The sequence below is a fragment of the Streptomyces sp. NPDC058464 genome (genome assembly GCF_042721035.1).
In the GTDB taxonomy this organism is placed as follows: Bacteria; Actinomycetota; Actinomycetes; order Streptomycetales; family Streptomycetaceae; genus Streptomyces.
The window spans coordinates 1-26,386 of record NZ_JBHXMA010000078.1 but is presented as its reverse complement, the minus strand read 5'-3'; the positions used below and the strand labels follow the sequence as shown (position 1 = coordinate 26,386).

The following is a 26,386-nucleotide window of genomic DNA, read 5'->3' as shown; positions in this document are numbered from 1 at the left end:
CCCCTCGCCCGTTCTCCGTGCTCCGCTAGCTGCTACGGCCCACCGGAGCGTTCCGGTCCTCCCCGGCCACCGGCGTGGCGTCCCCGGGCGCCACGTCCGTGCCCGTGTCCGCCGCCGGTTCCGCCCGGTCGGCGTGGCCCGGCCACCAGGCCGCGTGGCCGATCAGCGCCGTGAGGCTCGGGGTGAAGAACATCGCCATGACGAAGGCGGCCACCGCGATGCCGAAGGAGACCGCGAAGCCCATCTCCGTGAGCAGCGAGTTGCCCGCCAGCATCATCGTGGCGAAGGTCGCCGCCAGGATGAAGCCCGCCGCGGCCACCGTGGGACCGGACTGCCGCACCGCCATGCCGGCCGCCTCGCGCGGCTCCCGGCCCTCGCGGGCCTCCTCACGGAGCCGGGCGATCATGAGGATGTTGTAGTCCGTGCCGATGGCGACCACGAAGAGATACATGATCACCGGCAGCATGAACATCAGGCCGGGCTTGTTCTGGGCCTCCTGGAAGATCCAGACCGTGGCGCCGAGGGTGGCGCCGAAGCCGAGCCCGACCGAGGCGATCAGGTACCAGGGCGCGACCACACTGCGCAGCAGCAGCCCCAGGATCACCATGATCAACAGGGCGGCCACGGGGAACACCGTCCGGTAGTCGTGGTTGACCGCGGCGTCGATGTCCTTGTAGATCGAGGACATGCCGCCGACGAGTGCCTCGGTTCCCTCGGGCGCGTCGGCGTGCGCGACGTCACGCACCCGGCCCACGGCGTCTATGGCCTTGTCCGTGGACGCCTCGTACTTGAGGGTGACGGTGAAGTCCGCCGTGGTGCCGGCCTTGTTCACCTGGGCCATCCGGGCGCTCGCGACACCGTCCACGGCCCCGAGCTTCGACGCGTACGCGTCGAAGGAGGACGTGTCCAGCGCCTTGCCGTCGGTGCTGGAGAGGTAGACGTCGGTGGGCGCCGCCGCACCGGCCGAGTACGCGCTCTGCATCCGGTCCTGGACGACCATGGACTCCTTGGTCTTGGGCATCGAGCCCGACGCCAGGTCGAACGTGGCGTGGAAGCCCAGGGTGCCCAGGGACAGGACCACCAGCACGAGTCCGGAGACCGCGGCGGTCAGCCCCGGGCGGCGCTGCACACCACGGCCCAGGGCCGCGAAACGGGCGTTCGCCGGCTCCTGCTGCCAGGACTTGGACGGCCAGAACACCTTCGGACCGATCAGCGACACGACGGCCGGGATCAGCGTCAGGCCCGCGACCAGGGTGACGGAGACCGCGATGGCCAGCGCCGGGCCCATCTGCTTGAGGAAGCCCAGCGTGGACAGCACCAGCGCGAGGAAGGCGATGATGACCGCGCCGGCCGCGGAGGCGATGGCCTCGCCGACCCGCGCCACCGCGTTGACCATGGCCTCCTTGGGCTCGTCACCCGCACGCAGGCGTTCGCGGTACCGGAACATCAGGAACAGGAAGTAGTCCGTGCCCACGCCGAACAGCACGACGATCAGGATCGACGACACGGAACTGTTGGCCTGCAGACCGAACAGCTTGGTGGCGTACGCGATGAGCCCGTTGGCGATCGCGGACACCACGCCGATCACGACCAGCGGCAGGAACGCGAGGATCGGCGCCCGGAAGATGATCAGCAGGGTCACCAGGATGATCACGAACGTGCCGATGCCGATCAGCGCCTCACCGCGCTTGGACGAGTCCTGCTGGTCAAGGGCCTGCGCGGCCGAACCGCCCAGCTTGACCTCCAGGTTCGTCCCCTTGGCCAGTTGCTTGACGTCGTCGCGCAGCACCTTGGCCGCGTCCGCCTGCACGGGCTGGCCGGCGTTCTTGCTGTCCATCTGCACCAGGATCAGGTCGTACCTGCCGTCCTTGGACGGCTGGCCGGGGACGACCTTCTGGACCTGGTCGATGTGCTTGCCGCCCAGCTCGGTGGCGAACCGGGCGACGTCCTTCTTGTCCTCGGCGGTGAGCTTGCCGCCGTCGGTGCGCTGGTAGAGCGCGATCGCGGAGGGGGTGAAGGCGCTGGGGAACGCCTTCGCCTGGAGATCGGCCGCTTTGATGGACTCGTAACTCTTGGGCAGGAAGCTGCTCTCGTCGCTGTTCGAGGGCAGGCTCGGGGCGGTGGCGACGATCGCCACCGCCGCGATCAGCCATGCCACGATCGTCCAGACTGGATGTCGGACGACGGCACTGCCAATTCGTCGGAACATGCGGAAGGTCCTCCTGGGTAGGAAGATCACCGCAGCCCGGGGAGCGGACCCTGGCATCGGCGACCCCGGCCGGCGCGCGTTCCGACGCGTCGGCCGCATGGTTGTCTTGACGCCATATGTTAGGGATCACCTGTGAAGATCGGTCCACTGGGTTTTCCGCGCCGCGCGCACCTGCGCCTTTCCCGGCGCCCGCCGACGGCCCTGTCATCTGTACGGCGGCGGCCCGGTCGGCGACCATCGAAGACGTGATCGTGGCACCGTCGCCCGTCCCCGAAAGGGCCGAACCATGTCGATGATCGGTCAATGGCAGCTGCGGGCCGCGTTCGCGGTGCGGCTGTCGGAGATGTACGGCCGGGAGGTGCCCGCCTACACGACGCTGGTGGACGTCTCCCGCGAGGTCAACGAGGACGTCCTGCGCGCCCGCGGAGCCGACGCCGAACGCCTCGGCTCCATCGGCAGGGTCACCGCCGAGCGGCACGGTGCCATCCGGGTCGGCACACCGCGCGAACTGCAGCAGGTCGCCCGGGTCTTCGGCGCCCTCGGCATGCACCCGGTCGGCTTCTACGACCTGCGGGACGCCGCGGCCGGCGCCGTCCCCGTCGTCTCCACCGCCTTCCGGCCGGTCGACGGCGAGGAACTCGCCCGCAACCCCTTCCGGGTGTTCACCTCCCTGCTCACCCCGGCCGACCCCCGCTTCTTCGACGCGGACCTGCGCGCCCGCCTGGAGGCCTTCCTGGCCGCCCGCGAACTCTTCCCCCCGGAACTGCTCGCACTGGCCGACCGCGCCACGGCCGACCGCGGACTGTCCGCGGACGACGCCGAACGCTTCCTCCAACTGGCCGTACAGGCCTTCGAGTTGTCGGCCGAACCGGTGGACCGGACCTGGTACCGCACCCTGCAGAAGGTCTCCGCCGTCGCCGCCGACATCGGCGGCGTCCGCAGCACCCACGTCAACCACCTCACACCACGCGTCCTGGACATCGACGAGCTGTACCGCCGGATGACCGACCGCGGCATCGAGATGATCGACACCATCCAGGGCCCGCCGGCCTGGAAGGGCCCCGACGTCCTGCTGCGCCAGACCTCCTTCCGCGCCCTGGCCGAACCCCGCGCGATGCGCACCGAGGACGGCGTCGTCGTCAGCGGCGCCCTGCGGGTGCGCTTCGGCGAGGTCGAGGCCCGCGGCATCGCCCTCACCCGGGCGGGGCGTGCCCTCTACGACGAACTCCTATGCCGCGTCGACGAGCAGGCGGCCCGGCAGCCCGCGGCGGCCCGCGACGACATCGCGCGCGCCGTCTGGGAGCGGCACCTGCCCGGCAGCGAGGAGGAACTGGCGGCCCAGGGGCTGGCGTACTTCACCTACCGGCTCGCCGACGACCGGCCGCGCGACGGCCGCACACCGCCCACCGGTGTCACCGAGCTGGTGCGGCAGGGCTGGGTACGCGCCGAACCCGTCGTCTACGAGGACTTCCTGCCCCGCTCCGCCGCCGGCATCTTCCAGTCCAACCTCAGCGGCGAGGGCACCCGCGACAACGACCGGCAGGGCGCCGCCTACGACGCCGACCGGCTCTCCGGCGCCATCGGCCGCGAGGTCCTCGACCCCTTCGCCCTCTACGAGCAGCAGCAGAACCGCTCGCTCGCCCAGGTCGCGCGAGCCCTCGGCCTCACCGACCCCGTCCGCTGACCCCGCCCCCCCCGGAGGACCAGGATGACCAGCACCGCGCTGCCCACCACGGACGAGCTGCGCGCCCGCGCCCGGGCCCGCCTGCGGAACATCGGTGCGGAGGTGACCGAGGGCGACGACCTGCCGGCCCGCACCCCCGTCACCGGCGAGGACCTCTTCGGCCTGCGGGCGGCCACCGCCACCGACGTCGACGCAGCCCTCACGGCCGCCCGGAACGCCTTCCTCACCTGGCGCACCACCCCGGCCCCGCGCCGCGGTGACCTGGTGCGCCGCCTCGGCGAGCTGCTGCGCGAGCACAAGAGCGACCTGGCCGACCTCGTCACCGTCGAGGCGGGCAAGATCCGCTCCGAGGCGCTCGGCGAGGTCCAGGAGATGATCGACATCTGCGACTTCGCGGTCGGCCTGTCCCGCCAGCTCTACGGCCGTACGATCGCCTCCGAACGCCCCGGCCACCGGCTGGCCGAGACCTGGCACCCGCTCGGTGTGGTCGGCGTCGTCTCCGCCTTCAACTTCCCCGTCGCCGTCTGGTCCTGGAACACCGCCGTCGCCCTGGTCTGCGGCGACACCGTGGTCTGGAAGCCCTCCGAACTCACCCCGCTGACCGCCCTGGCCTGCCACCACCTGCTCGCCCGGGCCGCCGAGGAGACCGGCGCCCCGCGCGACGTGCACGGCCTCCTGCTCGGCGACCGCACGGTCGGCGAGCGGCTCGTCGACGACCCGCGGGTCGCCCTCGTCAGCGCCACGGGCTCCACCCGCATGGGCCGCGAGGTCGGTCCGCGCGTCGCCGCCCGCTTCGGCCGCAGCCTGCTGGAGCTCGGCGGCAACAACGCCGCGATCGTCGCCCCCTCCGCCGACCTCGACCTCGCCGTCCAGAGCATCGTCTTCGCCGCGGCCGGCACGGCCGGCCAGCGTTGCACCACACTCCGCCGGCTCATCGTCCACCGCGACATCGCCGACACCCTCGTCGAACGCCTGACCGCCGTCTACGGAAAGCTCCCCGTCGGCGACCCGTTCGACGCCACGACCCTGGTCGGCCCGCTCATCACCACCGGCGCCCTCGACCGCATGCAGCACGCGCTCACCCGCGTCCAGGCCGAGGGCGGCAAGCTCCTGGCCGGCGGGAACCGCCGCCTGGCCGAGGCGGCACCCGCGGCGGCCTACACCGAGCCCGCCCTGGTCCGCGTCCCTGAACAGACCGACGTCGTACGGGAGGAGACCTTCGCACCGATCCTGTACGTCCTCGGCTACGACACCCTCGACGAGGCGATCGCACTCCACAACGACGTCCCGCAGGGCCTGTCGTCCAGCATCTTCACCCGCGACCAGCGGGAGGCGGAGCTCTTCCTGTCCGCCGCCGGCTCCGACTGCGGCATCGCCAACGTCAACATCGGCACCTCCGGAGCCGAGATCGGCGGCGCCTTCGGCGGCGAGAAGGACACCGGCGGCGGCCGCGAGTCCGGCTCCGACGCCTGGAAGGCGTACATGCGCTCCGCCACCAACACGGTCAACTACTCCGGCGAACTCACCCTGGCCCAGGGCGTCAGTTTCCTCTGACCACCTGCCAGGCATCCTCCCGGCCCGGTCCCCTTCACCGCCGACGACATCGCCTCCGCGGTCGAGCCCGAACCGGTTCTCGACCCGGGCCCGTCGGCGGACGGCTCCGGCCGCGAGGTGACCTACGACCTCGTGCTCGACAAGGCGTGACGCGCGGTGCTCTTCGCGGTACGGACGGACGTCTCGCAGGGGGCGGCGGCGACGGCGGACCGGGCGCGGCAGCCGTGACGTGAGCGGGGTCAGGTCGAGGGTGCGGCGGTCGCGCGGGGGTACGGCCGGGGCGTCCGCGTCGAGCAGGAGCCTGCGTGCCCGCGCTGCGTCCGGGCGGCGCCGGGGCTCCGGCTCCAGCAGGGCCGCGAGGGGTTCGGCCAGCCGGTCCGCCCGGCGCGCGGGCTCGATCCGGCCCTCGACCGCCGCGAACAGCGAGGCGCCCAGTGAGAACACGTCGGCCTTCTCGCCGGGTTGCCGCCCCTGCGCCACCTCGGGGGCGAGACAGCGGGGTTTGCCGCGTACCGCGTCCGTCGTGCTCTGCGTGGCGTCGCTCCACAGGGCCCGGGAGATCCCGAAGTCGCGGGAGGGCACGTACTCCATGACGATCCAGCAGGTGGCGCCTTCGTCGACGAAGTCGAAGACGCCCACGATGTGCGGATGGTGCAGCCGCCCCGCATTGCGCGCCTCGCCCATCAGCCGCCGCGCGGCCCGGGGGTCGTCCAGGCGCGCGCACTTGACCGCCACCCGCCGCCGCAACCGCTCCTCCCAGGCCCGCCAGACGACTCCCGTCCCGCCCCGGCCGATGGCCTCCTGCAGGACGTACCGGCCGGAGATCCTGTCCCCGGCCTCCGGTTCCACCAGCACCGCCCCGCCCCTCGCCGCACGTCACCTGCGTGGTGGGAACTCACGGTGGCGGAGTGCAGTCACCCGTGCTCTCTCCCACAGGACCTCGCAGGGACCGTCCCAGAACCCTCACGACGTCCCTCACGGCAGCGGGTCGTCGAACGCTCCGGCGTCCGAGTCGTCGCGATCGTCCCCGGGCGCCTCGGCCGCTCCTTCGGGCAGCAGGAATGCGGTGAGCGCGGCCGTGTCGTCCTGCAACTGGTCGTGACTGTAGTCCAGCAGGTCCCGATGGAGCCGTTCCAGCAGCTCCGGGGGCGGCATCGGGCCCCATGAACGCAGCCGCTGGAGCAGCGGGTAGAAGTCGCCGGCGGGATCCCGGGTCTCCGTGACGCCGTCCGTGTACAGCAGCAGCTGGTCGCCGGGGCCGAAGAGGTAGGTCTCGACGCGGTAGGGATCCCCGACGAGCATGCCGAGGTTCAGCGGCGGACCCGGCTGCCCCTGGTCCAGTTCGCTCACCTCGCCGGGGCGGATGAGCAGCGGCGGCGGATGGCCGCAGTTGACGATGCGGACGATCCTCCTGTCCTCGGGGATCTCGGCGAAGACGGCGGTGACGAACCGCTCGCCGAGCTCGGTCCCGCCCAGCCGGTCGGCCCGGCGGGTCATGCTGATGTCCACCCGGTCCACCAGCGCGTGCAGGTCGGGTTCGTCGTGCGCGGCCTCGCGGAAAGCGCCCAGCATCGCCGCCGCGGTCTCCACCGCGAGCAGCCCCTTGCCGCGCACGTCACCGATGAGCAGCCGTACCCCGTACGCGGTGGGGACGGCCTCGAAGAGGTCGCCGCCGATGCGTGCCTCCGCGGCGGCGGACAGGTAGAAGCTCTCCAGCAGCAGGTTCCCGATCCGGTGCGGGACGGGTCTGAGCAGGACGCGTTGCGCGATCTCGGCCACGAACCGGACGTCGGCCAGGGTGCGTTCCCGGCGGGTCCGGTGGGCCGCCAGAATCGTGCCCAGGGCGCCCACCAGTGCCGTACACGCGTAGGCGGCCACGTAGTGCCGTTCCCAGACGTAGCCGACGGAGCGCCCCGCGCAGCACGGGGTTCCGGCCAGTAAAAGTTCCAGACCGATGGCGAAGACGGTGGCGACGGCGACGACGACGGGCGGGTGCGCGAAGGCGGTCACCAAGGGCAGGGCGATCAGTACGAAACTCACCGGCCACTCCACCGGGGTCACCGGTTCGATCAGCAGTACGGCGGCGACGTACAGGACCGGTAGCCAGCGCATCCACGCGGGGGGCGCGGGCAGTGGTGGGTTGGGACCGTCGTGCCTCACCCGGGACTCCTGGCATACGAATCTAGACAAGACACCCAGCCTCCCGGGCCGACGCCCGGCATGCCGGTGATTGCTCCACCCAGCGGCATGTTCCGATGCGCGCAGCAGCATTCGAGCCAGCCGTCGAAACATTCGGGATTTCGAGGCCGCGCCAATGGATCTCTCCTTGGTCTGGCTTCGGGGTATTTGATCTACGGCTCGCTCAATGCGCGCACGAGCTGGGGTTATATTCCGCTGGGTTAACCGAAGGTTTCGAAATAATCACCGAAACTGTTGACAGGTGACATGGGCAGATCAAAACTCCCCACCAGGCCACACCCGCACAGGCCATACGAGGAGGCATTCCATGAACCCGCTCGACCACGCCCTGACCCGCAGGAGCGCCGGCGCGCTGCTGCTGGGCGCAGCCGCCGGACTGGCCCTGCCCGGCACCGCCCGCGCCGCCACGGTCGTCACCACGAACCAGACCGGCACCAACAACGGCTACTACTACTCGTTCTGGACCGACGCACAGGGCACGGTCTCCATGACCCTCGGCTCCGGCGGCACCTACAGCACCAGCTGGAGCAACACCGGCAACTTCGTCTGCGGCAAGGGCTGGAGCACCGGCGCCCGCCGGAACGTCACCTACTCGGGCGGCTTCAGCCCCTCCGGAAACGGCTACCTGTCCCTCTACGGCTGGACCTCGAACCCGCTCGTCGAGTACTACATCGTCGACAACTGGGGCACCTACCGGCCCACCGGCACGTACAAGGGCAGCGTCACCAGCGACGGCGGCACCTACGACATCTACCTGACGACGCGGTACAACGCCCCGTCCGTCGAAGGCACCAAGACCTTCAACCAGTACTGGAGCGTCCGCCAGGCCAAGCGGACCGGCGGCACCATCACCACCGGCAACCACTTCGACGCCTGGGCCAGGGCCGGCATGTCCCTCGGCAGCTTCAGCTACTACCAGATCCTCGCGACCGAGGGCTACCAGAGCAGCGGCAGCTCCACCATCACGGTCGCCTGATGCGCGCCGCAGCGGAACGCTCCTTACGTCCCCTGGCCGCGACCGCAGCCGCGGTCGCGCTGGCAGCCGCGGGCACCCTCGCGGTCGGCGCCGTCCCCGCCCACGCCGCCACCTGCACCGGCTACGTCGGTCTCACCTTCGACGACGGGCCGTCCACCGCCCACACACCCGGCCTGCTCGGCGCCCTGAAGGCGAACGGCCTGCGGGCCACCATGTTCAACGAGGGCCAGTACGCGGCCGCCTACCCGGCCCAGGTCAAGGCCCAGGTCGGCGCGGGAATGTGGGTCGGCAACCACAGCTACACCCACCCGCACCTGACCCAGGAGACCCAGGCGCAGATCGACTCGGAGATCTCCCGCACCCAGTCGGCGATCGCCGCCGCCGGCGGCGGGACACCGGTCCTGTTCCGGCCGCCGTACGGCGAGACCAACGCGACCGTGCGCGCGGTCGAGGCCAGGTACGGGCTCACCGAGATCATCTGGGACGTCGACTCGCAGGACTGGAACGGCGCGAGCACCGACGCGATCGTGCAGGCCGTCTCCCGGCTCACCGGCGGCCAGATCATCCTCATGCACGAGTGGCCGGCCAACACCCTGGCCGCGATCCCGCGCATCGCACAGACCCTCGCGGCCAAGGGGCTCTGCTCCGGCCGGATCTCCCCGCAGACCGGACACGCGGTCGCGCCCTGAGCACCGACGGCACGCCTGGCCACAGGCGGCCACGGGCGGCGCGGCGGCGTCCGTCAACCGCCGCGCCCCTCTCATGACTTCGGATGAACGGGAATCGTCCGTCCGGTCCGCGTCGGTAGGTTCGTCGCCGTGGACTACTACGACCTGGGCGGTCACAGCCGACGCGTGACGACGTCGTCCCCCGAGGCGCAGACCTGGTTCGACCGGGGCCTGAACTGGACCTACGCCTTCAACCACGAGGAGGCCGTCCGCTGCTTCGAGACGGCCGGCGCGGCGGACCCGGACTGCGCGATGGCCGACTGGGGCGTGGCCTACGCCCTCGGCCCCAACTACAACAAACCCTGGGAGTTCTTCGACCGGGAGGAGCTGGCGCACACGGTGCGGCGGACACACGCCGCCGTGGAACGCGCGCACGCCAAGGCCGCGCGCGCGACGCCCGTCGAACGCGCCTTGGTCGAGGCGCTGCGCGCCCGCTACCCGCAGGCCGCGGCCCCGGACGCGGCGGCCTGCTCGGTGTGGAACACCGGCTACGCCGACAGCATGCGCACCGCGTACGAACGGGCACCCGACGACCTCGACGTCGCCACCCTCCACGCGGACGCCCAGATGAACCTCACCCCCTGGCAGCTCTGGGACATCCGCAGCGGCCGGCCGGCCGACGGGGCCCGCACGGAGGAGGCCAGGGCCGTGCTGGAGCGGGCCCTCGGGACCGAGGCCGGCATCAGGCACCCCGGGGTGCTGCACATGTACATCCACCTCATGGAGATGTCGCCCACGCCCGAGGCCGCCCTGCCGGTCGCCGACCGGCTGCGCGACCTGGTGCCCGACGCCGGGCACCTCCAGCACATGCCCTCGCACCTGGAAGTCCTCTGCGGCGACTACCGGCGCGTCGTCTCCGACAACGCCGCGGCCGTCGCCGCCGACGAGAAGTACCACGCCCGCGCCGGCGCGATGAACTTCTACACCCTCTACCGCTGCCACAACCTGCACTTCGGGATCTACGGCGCGATGTTCCTGGGCCGCCTCCAGGACGCCCTCGCCACGGCCGAACGGCTCGAGGCCGCCGTACCGGAGGACCTGCTGCGCGTGCAGAGCCCGCCGATGGCCGACTGGCTGGAGGGTTTCCTGGCCATGCGGGTGCACGTCCTGGTCCGCTTCGGCCGCTGGGACGACATCCTGCGCCTGCCGCCGCCCGCCGACCCACTGCTGTACTGCGTGACCACCGCGATGCTGCACTACGCACGCGGTGTCGCCCACGCGGCCACCGGCCGGATCCCCGAGGCCGAGACCGACCGGGCCCGCTTCCGGGACGCGGTCGCCACGGTCCCGGAGACCCGCATGCTCTTCAACAACACCTGCGCCGACATCCTGGCGATCGCCTCCGCCATGCTCGACGGCGAACTCGCCTACCGCAAGGGCGACTTCGACAGCGCCTTCGCCGCCCTGCGCCGCTCCATCGACCTGGACGACAACCTTCCGTACGACGAGCCCTGGGGCTGGATGCAGCCCACCCGGCACGCCTACGGCGCCCTGCTCCTCGAACGCGGCCGGGTCGGGGAGGCCGAGGCGGTCTACCGCGCCGACCTCGGCCTGGACGACACCCTGCCCCGGCCGTTGCAGCACCCGGGCAACGTCTGGGCCCTGCACGGCTTCCACGAGTGCCTCCGGCGGCTCGGCAAGGACGGCGAGGCCAGGATCGTGGCCCAGCAGCTGAAGCTCGCCGCGGCCACCGCGGACGTGCCGATCACGGCGTCCTGCTTCTGCCGCACGGAGTGCTGCGGCACGCAGTGAGCACCCGTTTCCGAGCTGTCCGCGCCGATCGGACCGTCGGTCAGGGTCGTGGCAGTATTGATCTTGGCTGCGGTCGGGGAGGGTGCCGGTGTCGATGACGACGTTCGACAGGAGTGAGCGGCTGATGTGGGCGGGGCAGGGCGCCGCCTATGCCGGAAGCTTCGCCAAGCTGTGCGCGTATCCGGTGCCGCAGTTGCTCGACGCAGCCGGAGTCGGGCCGGGCGTGCGGATGCTCGATGTCGGGACCGGCCCCGGGACGGTCGCCGCTGCCGCGGGTGCCCGGGGCGCGACGGTGACGGCCGTGGACGCGGAGCCGAGCATGGTCGAGTTGGCCGGGCAGGCCGCACCCGCGGCCGACGTGAGCGTGGCTGCACTTCCCGAACTCCCCTTCGCCGACGGAGAGTTCGACGCCGTCGTCGCCAATTTCGTGCTGAACCACGTGGGCCGGCCCAAGGTGGCCCTGGCCGAGCTGCGCCGTGTCGTGAGGCCCGGCGGCCGGATCGCGTTGACGATCTGGGCGATGCCGCCGGCCGCGGGACAGACCTTGATCGGCCGCGCGATTCAAGCCGGAGGCGCGGTGCGTCCACCACACCTGCCCGCGGGACTGGACCCCGACGACGAGTTTCCCCGTGACGAGAGCGGTCTCACGGAGTTGATGGACGCGGCAGGGTTCCGCGAGGCGGTGTGCGAGACCCTGCGCTGGGACCACCGCGCGAGCCCTGAGGAATGGTGGAGCGGTCCAGCGAGTGGAGTGGCCTTCGGGGGTCGGATGCTGCTGAGCCAGACGCCCCGGATCCGGGCCGAGATCAAGCGCCACTTCGATCTCCTCAGCTCCGAGTTCGCCGGCGAGGACGGTCTGCTGACGTTGCCGCATGCCGCCCTGCTCGCACGTGCGCGTCGCGGCCCGGGCTCCTGACGGGGCACTAGAGCGCCCGGGCCACCAGCAGTGCCACGTCGTCGTGGTCGTCGGGGTGGCGCAGGCCGTGCAGGAGCAGGTCGCAGGTCTCCTCCAGCGGGCGGTGGGGTTCGTCGAGGAAGCCGAGGAGGACGTCCAGGCGGTCGTCGATGGGGTGGCGGCGGGTCTCGACCAGGCCGTCGGTGTACAGGACCAGCAGGTCACCCGCGTCGAGGCCGACGGTCGTGGTCTCGAAGGGAATGCCGCCGACGCCGAGCGGGGCGGCCGGCGGCAGCTCCAGCAGGGTCGGGGGCCGGCCGGCGTGCACCAGCGCGGGCGGCATGTGGCCCGCGTTGGCCATCTCGCAGCTCCTGGTGTGCGGGTCGTACACCGCGTACAGGCAGGTGACGATGTAGTGCTCCAGATCGCAGGTGATCCGGTCCAGGTGCCGCAGCACCGCGGCCGGGGGCAGCTCCAGGTCCGCGTAGGCGCAGGTGGCGGTGCGCAGCCGGCCCATGGTGGCGGCCGCGTCGATGCCGTTGCCCATCACGTCTCCGACGACCAGTGCGGTCCTGTCCTGCGACAGCGGGATCACGTCGTACCAGTCGCCGCCCACCTCGCTGGTCGCCTGGGCCGGTTCGTAGCGGGAGGCCAGTTCCAGACCGGTGTGCACGGGCGGATGGTCGGGCAGGAGGCTGCGCTGGAGGGTGAGGGCGGTGTTGCGGACGCTCTGGAACCAGCGGGCGTTGTCGATGGCCACGGCCGCCCGGCCCGCCAGCTCGGTGGCGAGGACGACGTCGTCCTCGTCGAAGGGGAGCGGATTGCGGGTCCGTTTCAGGTCGAGGGCGCCCAGCACCTCGCCGTGCGCGATCAGCGGCACCACGAGGTACGAGTGCACGCCCGCCTGCTCCAGCAGGGCGCCGGCCTCCGGGCTGCGGGCGATGCGCGGGAGGTCGTGCTTGCCCACCCGCGGCACCAGCACCGGGCGGGCGGTGTGCACGCACAGCGTGACCAGCCGGTCGCCGTCGTAGGCGGCGAGGTCGCCGGGCGGGTCGGCGGCCCGCAGCGCGACCGTGGGATGGTCCGCCTTGAGGGCGAGGGCGCGGAACAGCTCCGGGCCGTTGTCCGGACGGCGTGAGCGGCGCAGGGCCAGCGCCGCGTCCAGCACGTCCACCGCGACCACGTCCGCGAGCACCGGGGTGGCGACCTCGGCCAGCTCGTGCGCCGTGCGCTCCACCTCCAGCGAGGTGCCCACCCGCGCCGAGGCGTCGGCGATCAGGGCGAGGCGGCGCCGGGCCCGGTCGGCCTCGGCGGCCGCACGGTGCCGTTCCGTGACGTCCACGACCGACGTCGCGGCGCCCAGGACCCGGCCGCCGGGATCCTCCAGCCGGTAGAACGACAGCGACCACGCGTGTTCGTGCTCCGGATCCGTCGGCGGACGGCCCACGTGGTACTGGTCGAGCAGCGGCGTGCCCGTGGTGAGCACCTGGCGCAGCGCCGACTCCACGGTGTCGATGTCCGGCAGCGGCAGCGTCTCCCGCAGGTGCCGCCCGATGTGCTCCTCGGCCGGAACGCCGTCGATCCGCTCCAGCGCCGGGTTCACCAGGAGGTAGCGCAGATCCGGGTCGAGCAGGGCCAGGCCGATCGGGGACTGGCTGATCAGCCGCTCGCACAGCGCCAGGTCGGTCTCCACCCGCTGCAGCAGGTTGTGGTCGGCGACGATGCCCAGGGCGTAGACGTCGCCGAGATCGTCCAGCAGCCGCATGGTGCGGAACTCCATCAGCCTGCTGCTGCCGTCCTTGTGCCGGACCGGGAAGGCGCCGGCCCAGCTGTGCCCGGTCTCCAGCACCTCCGTGAAGACGTTCACCGCGGCCTTCAGATGCTCCGGGTGCATGAGCAGTCGCGCCGCGTTCTTGGTGAGGGCCTCCTCGGACGTGTAGCCGAAGAGCTCCTCGGCCTGGGGGGTCCAGAACACGATCCGGCCCTGTGAGTCCAGCGCCACCGCGGCCACGCTCAGCACGTCCAGCAGGCTGGTCGGACGCGGTCTGCCGGGACCGTCGGCGTCACCGGACCGCAGGGAGTCCATTGCCATCCCTCAACCACCTCCACCGGCCGCCGGACCGATGCCGCTGCCACGGCCCTTCCATGCTGCCCCCGCCTGCCCGTCCCGGCAGCGTGTGGGCCGTGCGCAACGGGTGGACAAGCAGGAACATGGGGGTACCTACAGGATGTAGCCAATGGATTCTCCGCGAGAAGACCGAGAAGACCGAGAAGACCGAGAAGACCGAGAAGACCGAGAAGACCGAGAAGACCGGGAAGGCCGAGAAGACTTCGCCGTGCCGACCACCGTGGGGCCGCGCGACCTCCTGGACGCCTCCAGCGACGCCGCGGCGGTGCTGTCGGCCGAGGGCGACGTGATCGGCTGGACCCGGGGCGCCGAGACCCTGCTGGGCCATCCGGCCGCCGCGGTGCTGGGCCGCCCCGCGGCGCGGCTGCTCGCCATGCGCGTCGACCCGGCCCGGGCCGCCGGTGTCGCCGAGCGCTGCCGCTCCGGCATGGGATGGAGCGGGCTCGTCCCGGTACGGCACCACGACGGCCGTGGTGTCGTCGTGGACCTGCGGGTCTCCGCGTCCTTCCGGATCGCCGGCGAGGAGTGCTTCCTGCTCTCGGCGCGGGAGCAGCGCCCGCAGTGGACGGTGGGCCAGTCCGTCCTCGACGGGTTCCTCACCCGCTCGCCGATCGGCATGGCCGTGATGGACCCGGACCTGCGGTACGTGTGGCTCAACGACACCCTGGAACAGTTCGGCGGCGTCCCGCGCGAGCAGCGCCTGGGCCGCCGGCTGAGCGAACTGCTGCCCGGGCTGCAGGCGAGCACCATCGAGGGCCTGATGCGCAAGGTGCTGGCGACCCGGGAGCCGGTCACCGACTACGAGTACCTCGGCTGGAGCTGGTCCGACCCGCACCGCCAGCGCGCCTACTCGACGTCGTTCTTCCCCCTGGTCGACCCCGACGACTCCGTCACCGGGGTCTGCTACATGGTCTCGGACGTCACCGACCGCTGGAACGCCCGGCAGCTGCTGTCACTGGTCAACGAGGCAGGCACCCGCATCGGCACCACCCTCGACGTGGTGCGCACCGCCCAGGAGCTGGCCGACTTCGCCGTTCCCCGCTTCGCCGACTTCGTCATCGTCGACCTCCTGGAGCCCGTCCTCAGCGCCGAGAGCGCCGAGAGCGCCGCGAGCGCCGAGAACGCCCAGGGACACGGCCCCCGGCCGGCCGACGCGGGCCCGGCGCCCGCCCGGCCGGTGATGCGGCGCGCCGCGCTGCGGACCGTCCGTGAGGGCAGCCCCGAGGCCGTGGCGCGGATCGGCGACCAGGTCGACTTCCTGCCCCCGCCGCACGGCGTCGACCTGCTCATCAGCGGCGACCCGGTCCTCATCCCCGAACTCGACGCCGAGGACCGCCTGTGGGCCACCCACCAGCCCGCGCGGACGGCCCGCATCCGGGAGTTCGGACTGCACACCCTCATCTCGGTGCCGATGCGGGCGCGCAACACCGTCCTCGGCCTCACCACGTTCGCCCGCTCGCTCAACCCGGTCTCCTTCGGACCGGACGACGTCCTGCTCGCCCAGGAACTGGTCGCCCGCGCCGCGCTCTGCGTCGACAACGCCCGCCGCTACACCAGGGAGCACACGGCGGCCGTCACCCTCCAGCGCAGCCTGCTGCCGCAGGCCCTGACCGGCGGCACGGCCCTGGACGTGGCCTCCTACTACCTGCCCGCGGACGCGGCGGACGGCGTCGGAGGCGACTGGTTCGACGTGATCCCGCTGTCCGGCGCCCGGGTCGGCCTGGTCGTCGGCGACGTGGTCGGCCACGGCCTCACCGCGGCGGCGAGCATGGGCCGGCTGCGCACCGCCGTGCAGACCCTCGCCGACATGGAGATGCCCCCCGACGAGCTCCTCGCGCACCTCGACGACCTCGTGCTGCGGCTGGGCGAGGAGGAGGGCACGGGCGCGGTGGTGGAGAGCGGCACGGACACGTTCGTCGGGGCGACCTGCCTGTACGCCGTCTACGACCCGGTGACCCGGCGGTGCGCGATGGCCCGGGCCGGACACCCGCCGCCGGTCGTCGTCTCACCCGACGGGCACGCCCGCTTTCCCGAGATCCCCGCCGGACCGCCGCTCGGGCTCGGCGGCATGGCCTTCGAGGCCACCGAGATCGAACTCGCCGAGGGCAGTCTGTTCGGTCTCTACACCAACGGCCTCATCGAAGGCGCCGACCAGGACGTCGAGCTGGGCATGGCCCGTCTCCGGGGCGCACTGGCCAACCCCGGCGCCGACCTCGACACGCTGTGCACCGCGGCCGTGCACCAGCTGCTCCCCGTTCCCCAGCCCGACGACATCGCCCTGCTGCTGGCCCGCACCCACGCCCTGGGCACCGGCCACGTCGTCTCCTGGGACGTGCCCGTCGACCCGGCCGCCGTCGCCGACGTCCGGGCCGAGGCGGTACGCCAGGTGACCGCGTGGGGTTACGACGAGCTGGCGACGACCACCGAACTCATCGTCAGCGAACTGGTCACCAACGCCATCCGCTACGCCGAACCGCCCATCAGGCTGCGGCTGTTGCGTGACTCCCGGCTCACCTGCGAGGTCGCCGACGGGAGCAGCACCGCACCCCGGCTGCGGCACGCCCGCAGCACCGACGAGGGCGGCCGCGGCCTCTTCCTGGTCGCCCGGCTCGCCCACCGCTGGGGCGCCCGCTACACCGGAGAAGGCAAGATCATCTGGGCCGAGCAGGAGATCCCCGGGGAGTGACCGGGGCGGTACGGACCGTCGTTGCACCCTGTCGAATTCGCACGTTTGGCCGTACGCTGTCAATTCATAAGGATTCGGCAGCAATTGGGGGAGCCGCCATGTCCGGGGACGCGTACGGTCCGCACCAGCAACCGCCCGACCAGGGACCGCCGAGTCACGGCCTTCCGAACCAGGGCTTCCCGAACCAAGGGATTCCGAACCAGGGCTTTCCGAACCAGGGCTTTCCGAGCCAGGGGTTTCCGAACCCGGGTTTCACCGGCCCGGGTTTCCCGAATCCGGGCTCCTTCGTGCCGCCCATGCCGCCGGGTCCGCCGCCCGCACCGCCGGACACCCTGCGCGCCACCGCCGTGGCCCTGCTCAACCTGAGCGGCCTCGGCCTCGGCTACCTGCTCCTGCGAAGATGGATCCCGCTGGCCGTGTGTCTGGCGGCCACCGTCGTCCTGCTCTTGGTGGCCCTGCCCGCGGACGCCGACGGCGTGTCCGGAGCCGCGCTCGTCCTGTACGCCGTGTTCCTCCTGCTGGCCGCCGTCCACGGCTGGTTCGCCGGTCTGCGCACCCGCCTGGTGTGGCCGGGGCAGCGGCCCGTCGCACTCGTGCTGGGCATCGTCCTGCTCGCGATCCCCGTCGGCGGTGCGCTCTGGTACGACAGCGCGCAGAACGAAGCCGTCGAACGCGCCCTCCTCGCCCGTCTCGACCGCGCCGACGAACAGGTCAGCGCGGCCGGCCGGCATGACTTCGCCACCGCCAAGTCCGGCTACCGGGACGCCCTGGCCGTCTACCGCGACCTCGCCGTCAACCACTCCGGCTCGCGCGCCGCCGCCCAGGTCCCCGACCGGCTGAAGACCTACTACACGACGGTCGCGGCGGCCTACAGCCACCGCGACTACTGCTCGGCCGTCGAACCGCTCCAGTTCCTGCGGACGGTGCCCGACTCCATGCCGAAGGACCAGCTCGGCACGCTCGCCCACTGGCCCGACGACCGGCTGGCCACCTCGCTCTACGAGTGCGGTGCGGACGGCCTCGCCGAAGGCGGGACCGCCTGGATCACCCAGTTCGGCGACCTGCTGAGCACCTTCCCCGACTCCGGCCAGGCCGCCAAGGTCGTACCTGCCGTGGACGCGGCCGAGAAGAAGGCAGCCAAGGCGGTCTCCGGCAAGGACCCCTGCACCGCCGTCACGAACCTGCACACGCTCAACACCCAGATCATCCAGCTGTCGAACGGAACGTCCGCACAGGCCGACAGGCTGACCGCGGTCGCGGGCCGGGCCGACCGCAGCGGTGACTCCGGGGAGTACGAGTGCGGCGTCAAGCAGTACAAGGACGGTGACTTCGAGCGGGCACAGGAGACGATGCAGCAGTTCGCCACCGACAACCCGCACCACAGGAACCTCGCCCGGGCGCGGAAGATCGCCATCGGCGCCGAGGTCGCCCAGACCCTCCCGGCCGCCGGCAAGAAGCTGCCCACCACCGCCTCCGGCGGCGGCATCCCGGTGACCGTCAAGAACGACAGCCCCGACGAGATCACCGTCCTGTACACGGGCCCGGTCACCGGCAGCTTCACCCTGAAGGCGTGCGGCAGTTGCAAGGCGTACTCGTTCGCCAGCTCGCTCCTCAGCAGCTGGGATCCGTGCGGCGACAGCGGCAAGAACTACCCGCAGCACACCATCAGCCTGCCGCCCGGCACCACGTACTTCGTGAACAAGCCGAAGAACGACAGCAACGTCACCGCGGGCTCCGACACCGCCAAACTCCGCTACGGCTACATCTACACGGAGTGCGCGTACACGACGCAGACGCTGGGGTCCAGTTACTGAGCGAGGTGAGAGGCTGTCGGCGGGGCCAACTAAGCTCCGGCGCATGAACGACGAGGGCAGGGACGACCCCGCGAGACGGGTCGTCGACGGACGGTTCGAGCTGGTGGCACGGCTCGGTGGCGGCGGCATGGGCATGGTGTGGCGGGCCACCGACCTGGTGCTGCGGCGCAGCGTGGCCGTGAAGGAGGTCCGGCCGTCCGACCCCGGGCTCGCCGAGTGGGACCCGGAGGCCGCGCGGCTGCTGCGGGAACGGGTGCTGCGGGAGGCCCGCGCCCTGGCCCGGCTCGACCACCCGAACGTGGTGACGATCCATCACATCGTCGACGGCGGCCCGGGGACCTACCCGTGGATCGTCATGGAACTCGTGACCGGCGGCTCGCTGGCCGACCGCCTCGCCGCCGGCCCGATGAACCCGGTCGAGGCCGCGCGCATCGGCCGCGAGGTGCTGGCCGCGCTCCGCGCCGCCCACGCGGCGGGCATCGAACACCGCGACGTGAAGCCGGCCAATGTCCTGCTGCGCCCCGACGGCCGGCCCGTGCTCACCGACTTCGGCATCGCCGCCGTCCGCGAGGCCACCGCCCTCACCGCCACCGGATCGGTCATCGGCACCCCCGACTACATGGCGCCCGAGCGCGTCTCCGGGAAGGACGGCGGGCCGGCCGCGGACCTGTGGTCCCTCGCGATGATGCTGTACGTCGCCGTCGAGGGCCACCATCCGCTGCGCCGGGGCACGACCCTCGCCACACTCGCCGCGGTCCTCGCCGAGGACGTCCCGCCACCGGTCCGGGCCGGGGTCCTGACGGACGTCCTCACCCGCGTCCTCGTCCGCGACCCGGCGGCCCGCCCCGACGCCGCCGAACTGGAGCGGATGCTGGCCCGGGCCGCCCGGCAGGCCGACTCCGTCACGTCCTTCCCCCTGCAACCCCCGTCCGTACCACCGCAGGACGTCCCGCCACAGGTCGTTCCACCGCGGGACACCTCGCCGCAGGACGTGCCGCCCCCGGGCGCGGCAGCGCAGGACACGGCGCCCACGTCCCCCGGGTCCGTCCCGCGCCGCCGCCGGACCCTGCTCCTCCTGCCCGTGGCCGCGGTGGCCGTCGCCGGCGCGCTCGTGTGGCCGCTCCTGCCGGGCACGGACAACCACGGCTCAGGGGCCACGGACTCGGGCACCGCGCCCGCGACGGCATCGGCCTCGGCCGGGAGCACCGCCTCACCCAGCGGAGCGCGGACGGCCGCCACCACCGACCTGCTCACCCCGCAGGGCATCCGCACCGCCGCCGCGGCCTTCGAGAAGCAGACCGGCCGGGACCGGTTCGGCAAGTTCGCGGTGTACCCCGACTACGTCATCGCCTATGTGATGGTGAAGGGCAGCGACACCGCGTACGACATGTACACCTACCGCTCCGGGCAGGGCGTGCAGAAGGACATCATCTCGGGCACCCTGCCCGGCGACGAGAAGCCCGTCCGCCTCGACGGCTTCGACTGGGACAAGGTCCCCTCCCTGCTGGCCAAGGCCCGCAGGCAGCTGAAGGTGCCCGACCCGGACAGCCGCTACCTGGTTGTGGACCAGCCGGGCAACGCCTTCGGCGACCCCGTCGGGATGTCCGTCTTCCTCAGCAACAAGTACAGCCAGAGCGGGTACCTCCAGACGGACGCGAAGGGCAAGGTCGTCAGGGTGGTGCCGTACGACGGCTGAGCGGACCCGCCGGCCGGGACCGGTCGTCGACGGCGGTCGTCAGGAGATGGTCCGGACCGGCGTTCCGGCCTGCCACGCCGCGATGTCCTCGACCGCGTCCCGGTAGAACACCTCGTACAGATCCCGGGTGACATAGCCGATGTGCGGGGTCACCACGGCGTTCGGCAGGGAACGCAGCGGGTGGTCGGACGGAAGGGGCTCGCGGTCGAAGACGTCCAGCGCCGCCGACGCGATCCCTCCGTCGGTCAGTGCCCTGATCAGCGCCGCCTCCTCCACCACGGGCCCGCGGGAGGTGTTCACCAGGATCGCCGTCGGTTTCATGAGGCCCAGCTCGCGGGCACCGACGAGGCCGCGGGTGCGCTCGCTGAGCACGACGTGGATGCTCAGCACGTCGGAGCGCTCGAACAGCTCGTCCCGGGCCACGTAGGCCACTCCCTTCGCCTCCGCGGCCGCGGGCGTCAGGTGCTGGCTCCAGGCGATGCACCGCATGCCGAAGGCGCGCCCCACCTCCGTCACCGCGGTCCCCAGCCGGCCGAGGCCCAGCACCCCCAGCGTGGCACCCCGCAGACTCGTCCCGAGGCCCTCCTGCCAGCCGCCCCGGCGCACCGAGTCCACCTGCTGCGGGATCAGGCGCGCCGCGGAGAGGATGAGCCCCCAGGTGAGTTCGGCCGTCGGGTGGGAGAAGTACCCGGTACCGCAGACCGTGATCCCCAGCCGGCGGGCGGCGTCCACGTCGATCGCCGCGTTGACCGGCCCGGTCGTGACCAGCAGCTTCAGGTGCGGCAGCCTGCCCAGGGCCGACGCCGGAAAGGGGGTGCGCTCGCGCATGGCCACGACCACCTCGTGGTCGGCGAGCGCGGCGACGACCTCGTCCTCGTCGGCGAAGGCATCAGTGAGGACATGGACGTCCGCGCCGAGCGAATCCCAGTCCGCCAGGCCCAGTGCCACGCCCTGATAGTCGTCCAGGATCGCGATCCTCATGCGCATGTCCCTCGCTCTCGGTTCCGGTGTCCAGGCTGGCACCCTGGCGGTGCCCGAGGCATCCCGTGTGGCACGTGGTCCGCGGGGCAGGCCGCGCCGATGCCTGTCATGCCGGAAACGGCACCGCCCGGACGACACGGCCGAACGGCCCGTGGATGCGTCGTCCACTGCAGGACCTGAAACGATCACCTGAACGATGTGTCAGCCGACGTCCTGCAGCAGGAGGTGCCTCGCGCTGAGCGGGCCGTCCAGCTGCATCAGCCGTCCGCCGTCCCGCAGACCGCCGAGGTCCAGGGCGGCGAACCCGAACGAGCCCAGCACATCGGCCACGGCCTCCTTCGCACCGGCGTCGTCGCCCGCGTAGAAGGCGACCTGGCGGCCCTCGGCGTGCCGGGGGTTCGCGGCGATGAACGAGGCGAACATGGTGTTGAGCGCCTTCACGACCCGGGCGCCGGGAAGATGCCGGGCGACCCACTCGCTGCCCGTCAGGTCACCGACGTCGTACCGGCCCCGCCAGGGGTTGGCCTCGGCGAACTGGTTGGTGGTGTCGACGACGATCTTCCCGGACCAGTCGGTGAGGCCGGTCAGTTCCGGAACGGCGAAGAACGGCACCGCGAGAAACACCAGCTCCGGCTGGACGGCATCCTCCGCGGTCCCCGCGCGGGCCGTCGGCCCCAGCCCGCCGACGAGGGACTGGAGGGAGGCCGGGCCCCGGCTGTTGCCGATGACCACCTCGTGGCCGTTCCGGACGGCCTGGCCGGCGACCGCCCGGCCCACCTCGCCCGCGCCGAGGACACCGATGATGCTGTGCGTGGCCATGATGGTCTTCCTCCGTCGGTACGGGCGGCGGGGGTCGAGGACCAGCCGGACCTCGCCGCCGTGCCGCAGGCGGGCGAGGGACTCCCGCCGCGGACACCTCGCCGCTCACCCACACTGCCGTATACGGCACTGCGCCGCATTGCGTGCGGCCCGTGGTCCGCGGCCGCCCGGATCCCGTGCACCCCACCGGATCCGGTCAATGGACCCGAGATGCCCGCTGTGGTTCCATGGCGGGGTGTTGCCCAGCACTTACACGAATCAGGACTGCCCGCTCGCGCGCGCACTCGAGGTGGTCGGTGAGCGCTGGACGCTGCTGGTCATGCGCGACGCCTTCTACGGCGTCCGCCGCTTCAACGACTTCTCCGCCCACCTCGGCGCGCCCCGGTCCGTGCTGAGCGCCCGGCTGGCCGCCCTGGTCGACGCCGGCCTGCTCGAACGCCGGCCCGACCCGGAGCACGGCGGGCGCGGGCTGTACGAGGTGACGGACAAGGGGAAGACACTGTGGCCGCCGCTGTACGCCCTGCGCGCCTGGGGCGAGGCGAGTGCGGCCGGTGACCGCGAGCCCCGCCGGACGTTCACGCACGCACACTGCGGCGAGCCGCTCGACCCCACCGCACGGTGTGCCGCATGCGACGTGGTCCCGGAGCCGCAGGACGTCATGGTGATCCCCCTCGGCACCCCGGGAGAGGGTGTGTACACGGATCCGGTCGAGCTCGGGCTGCGCGAGCCCCATCGCCTGCTCGATCCCCTCCCGGGCAGGGACACCCGGCCGGGAAAGCGGCCCCGGGCCCGCTGAGCGCGGACCGAGAAACCGGGGCGGTGTTGTCGCCGGTACGCACGGGAAACGGGGGGCGGTGCCGTCGCCGGGCGTACTTGGTCTGCACCATTGACATGTACGCGTTGCGGGGCCTTCAATGCGGCTCAGCCGGATATGTGTCCGGCGGTCACGTATGAGGAAGGCCCTCCGCATGATCACCCCCCACCCGCACCTCGCCTGGCCCCGCACCCTGTTAAGACTGTTCGCCCTGGTCGCGGTCGTCCTCGGTATCCAGGCCGGCCCCGCCCGCGACGCCCACGCCGCCACCACCGTCAACGTGATCGCCTTCTACGACGGCACGTACGACGCGGCACACATCAGCTTCGACCACGAGGCCAACACCTGGTTCCCGCAGGCCGGCGCGGCCAACGGCTTCACGTACACCGCGACCACGGACTGGAGCCGGCTCAACGCCTCGACCCTGGCCAACTACCAGGTCGTCATGTTCCTCGACAACTACCCGCACACCGCCGCGCAGCAGACCGCCTTCCAGAACTACATGGCGGCCGGCGGCGGTTTCATCGGCTTCCACGTCTCCGCGTACAACGACAACACCAGCGACTGGCCCTGGTACCACAACACGTTCCTCGGCACCGGCACCTTCAAGAGCAACACTTGGGGACCGACGCAGGAGACCCTGCAGATCGACGACCCCTCGCACCCGGCGACCGCGAACCTGCCGTCCACCATCACGTCCTCGGTGAGCGAGTGGTACAGCTGGCAGAACGACCTGCGGCAGAACCCGGCCATCGACATCCTCGCCTCGATGGCCCCGTCCACCTTCCCGATCGGCACCGACCCCAACCAGACCTGGTACAGCGGCTACTACCCGATCGTCTGGTCCAACCGCAACTACAAGATGGTCTACAACAACTTCGGCCACAACGCGATGGACTACTCGACCAACACCACGCTGTCGTCGACGTTCGCCAGCGCCCAGCAGAACCAGCTCCTGCTCCAGGAGATCAAGTGGGCGTCCGGCCAGTCCGGCCCGGTCACCCCGCCCACGAGCGCCACCGGACCGATCCACGGCTACGGCGGCAAGTGCGTGGACGTCGCGGGCGCGAGCAGCACCAACGGCACCGCCGTACAGCTCTACGACTGCAACGGCACCACCGCGCAGAACTGGACGGTCGGCAGCTCCGGCACGCTCACCGCGCTCGGCAAGTGCATGGACGTCACCGGGGCCGGCACCGCCGACGGCACCAAGGTGCAGCTGTACGACTGCAACGGCACCGGATCACAGGTCTGGCAGGCCGGCGCCAACGGCTCCCTGGTCAACCCGCAGTCGGGCAAGTGCCTCGACGCCACCGGCCCGAGCTCGGCCAACGGCACCCGGCTCCAGATCTGGTCCTGCTCGGGAGCCGCCAACCAGAACTGGACGCTCCCTTCCTGAACCACCCAGCAGTCCCCTGAGACGCGGGCATGCCACCGGCAGCACACGGCATGCCCGCGTCTCGCGCATGGCCCGGAAAAGGGGCAGGCTTCAGCGACGTTCACCTTAGGTTGCAGGCCCAAGGGCATCTCCGCAGGCCACACGTCGGTATACGGTCCGAAGCGCTGGCCCCGACAGAAGTGGCTGACGTCAATGGAGATTCCGGTCGAACCCGCCGCGCAGGCGCCGCGCGGACGGCAGCCGGGACCGCCATGACGCGGCTCCCGCTGTCGGCCCGGCGGTAGAGCCGCGGTGAACCCGTCGATCGGGAGTCGACAGGTCATCCAGCGCCGCCCCCCGTACGTCGCCCTGTCACTCCACTGCTCCGAGGTGCCCTGTGGCCATGCCTTCTTCTGCCTCGTCCCCGTCCGCGCCGCCCGACACCGGCAACCGGCACATCACGGCCACCATCGTGCTGGCCTGCCTGGGCGTGTTCGTCTCCTACCTGCCGGTCGTCGGTGTCTCCGTCGCGCTCCCGGTCCTGCAGCAGGCACTCGACGCCTCCACCGAGGGCCTGCAGTGGATCACCGACGCCTTCATCCTGCCGACCGCGGCCCTGCTGCTGACCTGCGGCATGGTGGGTGACCTGTACGGCCGCAAGAAGACCTACCTGGCCGGGCTGACGCTGTTCGCCCTCGGCTGCCTGGTCTGCCTGACCGGCGGCAGCGTCGTGCAGGTCTGTGTCGGCCAGGCGCTCACCGGCATCGGCACGGCCGCACTGCTGCCGTCCACCCTCGCCCTGATCGGCCATGTCTGCCCCGACCCCCGCAAGCGCGCCCGGGCGATAGCCCTGTGGACGGCCGCCCTCGGCCTCGGACTGACCCTCGGTCCGGTGGTCAACGGCGTGATCGTGGAGCACGCGAGCTGGCGGTGGATCTTCCTGCCCGCGCTCGTCCTCGCCGTGCTCACGGCCGTGGCCGGCGCCGTCCTGCTGACCGACTCCCGCGCCGAGCGCGAGCGCCATCTGGACGTCCCCGGTCAGCTCCTGGCCATCGTCGCCATCACCGGACTGGTCTACGGCGTCATCGAGGGCGGCAGCGCCGGCTGGTCGTCGGCCCAGGTCGTGATCGCCTTCGTGGCTGCCGCGCTCGGCGCGGCCGGCTTCGTCCTCGTGGAACTCCGCTCCGCCTGCCCGATGCTGGACATGCGCCTGTTCAGGTCCTCGGCGTTCTCGGGCGCGGCGCTCGTCATGGCCGTCACCCTGTTCGCCCAGGTCGGCCTCGTCTTCGCGCTGAGCGAGTACTTCGGGCTCGTCCACCACGCCTCGACCCTGGACATCGGCATCCGCCTCATCGCCATCAACGGCTTCACGGTGGTGCTCAGCCCGCTGGTCGGGCGGCTGATGCACCGCGTGACCCCCGGGCTGCTGCTGGTCACCGGTCTCGTCATCGGCGGCATCGGAGCCCTCGTCATGAACGTCTTCCAGGCCGACACGGGCACCGGCGAGGCCGCCCTGGTCATCGGCGTGTTCGGGATCGGCATCGCACTCGCCATGGCGCCCATCACCACCATCGCCATGGACGCCCTGCCGCACCGGCTCGGGGGCACCGCCGCCGCGGCCAACAGCGCGCTCCGCCAGATCGGCAGCGCCCTCGGCCCCGCCGTCTTCGGTGTCATCCTCACCCACCGCACCCTGGCCACCCTGCCCGGACATCTCGCCGCGTCCGGGCTGAGCCCCGCCGACCAGGGCCAGGTGAACGGCATGGTGTCCAACGTCGGTATCCAGGCCGGTGCCTTCCTGCACCTGAAGACCGCCGAGAGCACCGGACAGGCCCTGGGCGCCTACGGCGCGAGCTTCACCGACGCCCTGCACACCTGCGCCCTCGTCGGCGGCATCGGGATGCTGGTGGCCGCGGTCATCGCCGTGGCCCTGATCGGGATCCGCCCGGCGCGGGCCGCGCAGACGGCACCGGAGGCGGCGGCACACCCCGCCGGGGCCGCGAGCTGCTGGCCCGGATGGAGCGGTCGGGCATCGCCGCCGACCGCGGCTGGCTGGAGCGCATGGAGCAGCAG

The 26,386-nt window shown here is 71.9% G+C and carries 16 protein-coding genes and 2 pseudogenes; 12 read left to right on the top strand and 6 right to left on the bottom strand.

The window, feature by feature from the left end:
- Positions 1 to 25 precede the first annotated feature (25 nt).
- Positions 26 to 2,209 carry an MMPL family transporter gene (locus ACFWPQ_RS49725; RefSeq protein ID WP_384051331.1) on the bottom strand — a complete coding sequence of 728 codons (2,184 nt, stop codon included), beginning with the start codon at positions 2,207 to 2,209 and terminating at the stop codon, positions 26 to 28.
- A 292-nt stretch (positions 2,210 to 2,501) separates the two neighbouring features.
- On the opposite strand from ACFWPQ_RS49725, the gene ACFWPQ_RS49720 reads away from it, so the two are divergent.
- Together ACFWPQ_RS49720 and ACFWPQ_RS49715 are read left to right on the top strand one after the other, a co-directional pair.
- Positions 2,502 to 3,893, top strand: coding sequence for a 2-oxoadipate dioxygenase/decarboxylase family protein (locus ACFWPQ_RS49720; RefSeq protein WP_384051338.1), 1,392 nt, complete (start codon positions 2,502 to 2,504; stop codon positions 3,891 to 3,893).
- A 24-nt stretch (positions 3,894 to 3,917) separates the two neighbouring features.
- Entirely contained in the window at positions 3,918 to 5,447 is a 1,530-nt protein-coding gene (locus tag ACFWPQ_RS49715; RefSeq protein WP_384051328.1) for an aldehyde dehydrogenase family protein, read from the top strand.
- Positions 5,448 to 6,032: 585 nt separating this feature from the next.
- Here the strand turns inward: ACFWPQ_RS49715 and ACFWPQ_RS49710 are convergent.
- Positions 6,033 to 6,296, bottom strand: a pseudogene (locus ACFWPQ_RS49710) (protein kinase); the annotation flags it as partial.
- A 126-nt stretch (positions 6,297 to 6,422) separates the two neighbouring features.
- Positions 6,423 to 7,559, bottom strand: coding sequence for a PP2C family protein-serine/threonine phosphatase (locus ACFWPQ_RS49705; protein WP_384051334.1), 1,137 nt, complete (start codon positions 7,557 to 7,559; stop codon positions 6,423 to 6,425).
- A 394-nt stretch (positions 7,560 to 7,953) separates the two neighbouring features.
- Between ACFWPQ_RS49705 and ACFWPQ_RS49700 the strand changes: the two genes are divergently transcribed.
- The 4 genes and pseudogenes from ACFWPQ_RS49700 to ACFWPQ_RS49685 all read left to right on the top strand — a co-directional run bounded on the left by ACFWPQ_RS49700 (position 7,954) and on the right by ACFWPQ_RS49685 (position 12,018).
- Positions 7,954 to 8,622, top strand: a complete 669-nt coding sequence (locus ACFWPQ_RS49700; protein WP_384051324.1) for a glycoside hydrolase family 11 protein — start codon at positions 7,954 to 7,956, stop codon at positions 8,620 to 8,622.
- Positions 8,622 to 9,308 (top strand): annotated as a pseudogene (locus ACFWPQ_RS49695) (polysaccharide deacetylase family protein); the annotation flags it as partial. The gene ACFWPQ_RS49700 and the pseudogene ACFWPQ_RS49695, both read left to right, overlap by 1 nt.
- Before the next feature lie 132 nt (positions 9,309 to 9,440).
- Complete coding sequence (locus tag ACFWPQ_RS49690) at positions 9,441 to 11,102, top strand: tetratricopeptide repeat protein (protein ID WP_384051321.1); 1,662 nt, start codon at positions 9,441 to 9,443, stop codon at positions 11,100 to 11,102.
- A 94-nt stretch (positions 11,103 to 11,196) separates the two neighbouring features.
- On the top strand, positions 11,197 to 12,018 hold the full coding sequence (locus ACFWPQ_RS49685) for a class I SAM-dependent methyltransferase (protein WP_384051318.1): 822 nt from the start codon (positions 11,197 to 11,199) through the stop codon (positions 12,016 to 12,018).
- A gap of 7 nt (positions 12,019 to 12,025) precedes the next feature.
- Here ACFWPQ_RS49685 and ACFWPQ_RS49680 read toward each other — a convergent pair whose 3' ends face one another.
- Positions 12,026 to 14,089 carry a SpoIIE family protein phosphatase gene (locus tag ACFWPQ_RS49680; RefSeq protein WP_384051315.1) on the bottom strand — a complete coding sequence of 688 codons (2,064 nt, stop codon included), beginning with the start codon at positions 14,087 to 14,089 and terminating at the stop codon, positions 12,026 to 12,028.
- 244 nt (positions 14,090 to 14,333) lie between these two features.
- Here ACFWPQ_RS49680 and ACFWPQ_RS49675 point away from each other — a divergent pair, with 244 nt between their 5' ends.
- The 3 genes from ACFWPQ_RS49675 (at position 14,334) to ACFWPQ_RS49665 (ending at position 20,321) form a co-directional block, all read left to right on the top strand.
- Positions 14,334 to 16,811, top strand: a complete 2,478-nt coding sequence (locus tag ACFWPQ_RS49675) for a SpoIIE family protein phosphatase (protein WP_384051312.1) — start codon at positions 14,334 to 14,336, stop codon at positions 16,809 to 16,811.
- 296 nt (positions 16,812 to 17,107) lie between these two features.
- Complete coding sequence (locus ACFWPQ_RS49670) at positions 17,108 to 18,625, top strand: hypothetical protein (RefSeq protein WP_384051308.1); 1,518 nt, start codon at positions 17,108 to 17,110, stop codon at positions 18,623 to 18,625.
- Positions 18,626 to 18,668: 43 nt separating this feature from the next.
- Positions 18,669 to 20,321 (top strand): protein kinase, encoded by a 1,653-nt coding sequence (locus tag ACFWPQ_RS49665; protein ID WP_384051305.1) that lies wholly within the window; start codon positions 18,669 to 18,671, stop codon positions 20,319 to 20,321.
- 39 nt (positions 20,322 to 20,360) lie between these two features.
- Here ACFWPQ_RS49665 and ACFWPQ_RS49660 read toward each other — a convergent pair whose 3' ends face one another.
- The gene (locus ACFWPQ_RS49660; RefSeq protein ID WP_384051302.1) at positions 20,361 to 21,302 is read right to left on the bottom strand and encodes a D-2-hydroxyacid dehydrogenase family protein; all 942 of its coding nucleotides are present in this window, start codon (positions 21,300 to 21,302) and stop codon (positions 20,361 to 20,363) included.
- 201 nt (positions 21,303 to 21,503) lie between these two features.
- Positions 21,504 to 22,121 (bottom strand): NADPH-dependent F420 reductase, encoded by a 618-nt coding sequence (locus ACFWPQ_RS49655; RefSeq protein ID WP_384051299.1) that lies wholly within the window; start codon positions 22,119 to 22,121, stop codon positions 21,504 to 21,506.
- A 235-nt stretch (positions 22,122 to 22,356) separates the two neighbouring features.
- On the opposite strand from ACFWPQ_RS49655, the gene ACFWPQ_RS49650 reads away from it, so the two are divergent.
- From ACFWPQ_RS49650 to ACFWPQ_RS49640, 3 genes are all read left to right on the top strand, one after another.
- Positions 22,357 to 22,917 carry a winged helix-turn-helix transcriptional regulator gene (locus ACFWPQ_RS49650; RefSeq protein WP_384051296.1) on the top strand — a complete coding sequence of 187 codons (561 nt, stop codon included), beginning with the start codon at positions 22,357 to 22,359 and terminating at the stop codon, positions 22,915 to 22,917.
- A 172-nt stretch (positions 22,918 to 23,089) separates the two neighbouring features.
- Positions 23,090 to 24,334, top strand: coding sequence for a ThuA domain-containing protein (locus tag ACFWPQ_RS49645; protein ID WP_384051293.1), 1,245 nt, complete (start codon positions 23,090 to 23,092; stop codon positions 24,332 to 24,334).
- 382 nt (positions 24,335 to 24,716) lie between these two features.
- The coding region (locus tag ACFWPQ_RS49640) for an MFS transporter (RefSeq protein ID WP_384051290.1) at positions 24,717 to 26,386 on the top strand (1,670 nt) is incomplete at its 3' end.

Excerpts from the sequence above, each read along its gene's own strand:
- ACFWPQ_RS49725 (WP_384051331.1), bottom strand. The coding sequence starts at position 2,209 with ATGTTCCGACGAATTGGCAGTGCCGTCGTCCGACATCCAGTCTGGACG.
- ACFWPQ_RS49720 (WP_384051338.1), top strand. The coding sequence starts at position 2,502 with ATGATCGGTCAATGGCAGCTGCGGGCCGCGTTCGCGGTGCGGCTGTCG.
- ACFWPQ_RS49715 (WP_384051328.1), top strand. The coding sequence starts at position 3,918 with ATGACCAGCACCGCGCTGCCCACCACGGACGAGCTGCGCGCCCGCGCC.
- ACFWPQ_RS49705 (WP_384051334.1), bottom strand. The coding sequence starts at position 7,559 with ATGCGCTGGCTACCGGTCCTGTACGTCGCCGCCGTACTGCTGATCGAA.
- ACFWPQ_RS49700 (WP_384051324.1), top strand. The coding sequence starts at position 7,954 with ATGAACCCGCTCGACCACGCCCTGACCCGCAGGAGCGCCGGCGCGCTG.
- ACFWPQ_RS49685 (WP_384051318.1), top strand. The coding sequence starts at position 11,197 with ATGACGACGTTCGACAGGAGTGAGCGGCTGATGTGGGCGGGGCAGGGC.
- ACFWPQ_RS49680 (WP_384051315.1), bottom strand. The coding sequence starts at position 14,089 with ATGGCAATGGACTCCCTGCGGTCCGGTGACGCCGACGGTCCCGGCAGA.
- ACFWPQ_RS49670 (WP_384051308.1), top strand. The coding sequence starts at position 17,108 with ATGCCGCCGGGTCCGCCGCCCGCACCGCCGGACACCCTGCGCGCCACC.
- ACFWPQ_RS49665 (WP_384051305.1), top strand. The coding sequence starts at position 18,669 with ATGAACGACGAGGGCAGGGACGACCCCGCGAGACGGGTCGTCGACGGA.
- ACFWPQ_RS49660 (WP_384051302.1), bottom strand. The coding sequence starts at position 21,302 with ATGAGGATCGCGATCCTGGACGACTATCAGGGCGTGGCACTGGGCCTG.
- ACFWPQ_RS49655 (WP_384051299.1), bottom strand. The coding sequence starts at position 22,121 with ATGGCCACGCACAGCATCATCGGTGTCCTCGGCGCGGGCGAGGTGGGC.
- ACFWPQ_RS49645 (WP_384051293.1), top strand. The coding sequence starts at position 23,090 with ATGATCACCCCCCACCCGCACCTCGCCTGGCCCCGCACCCTGTTAAGA.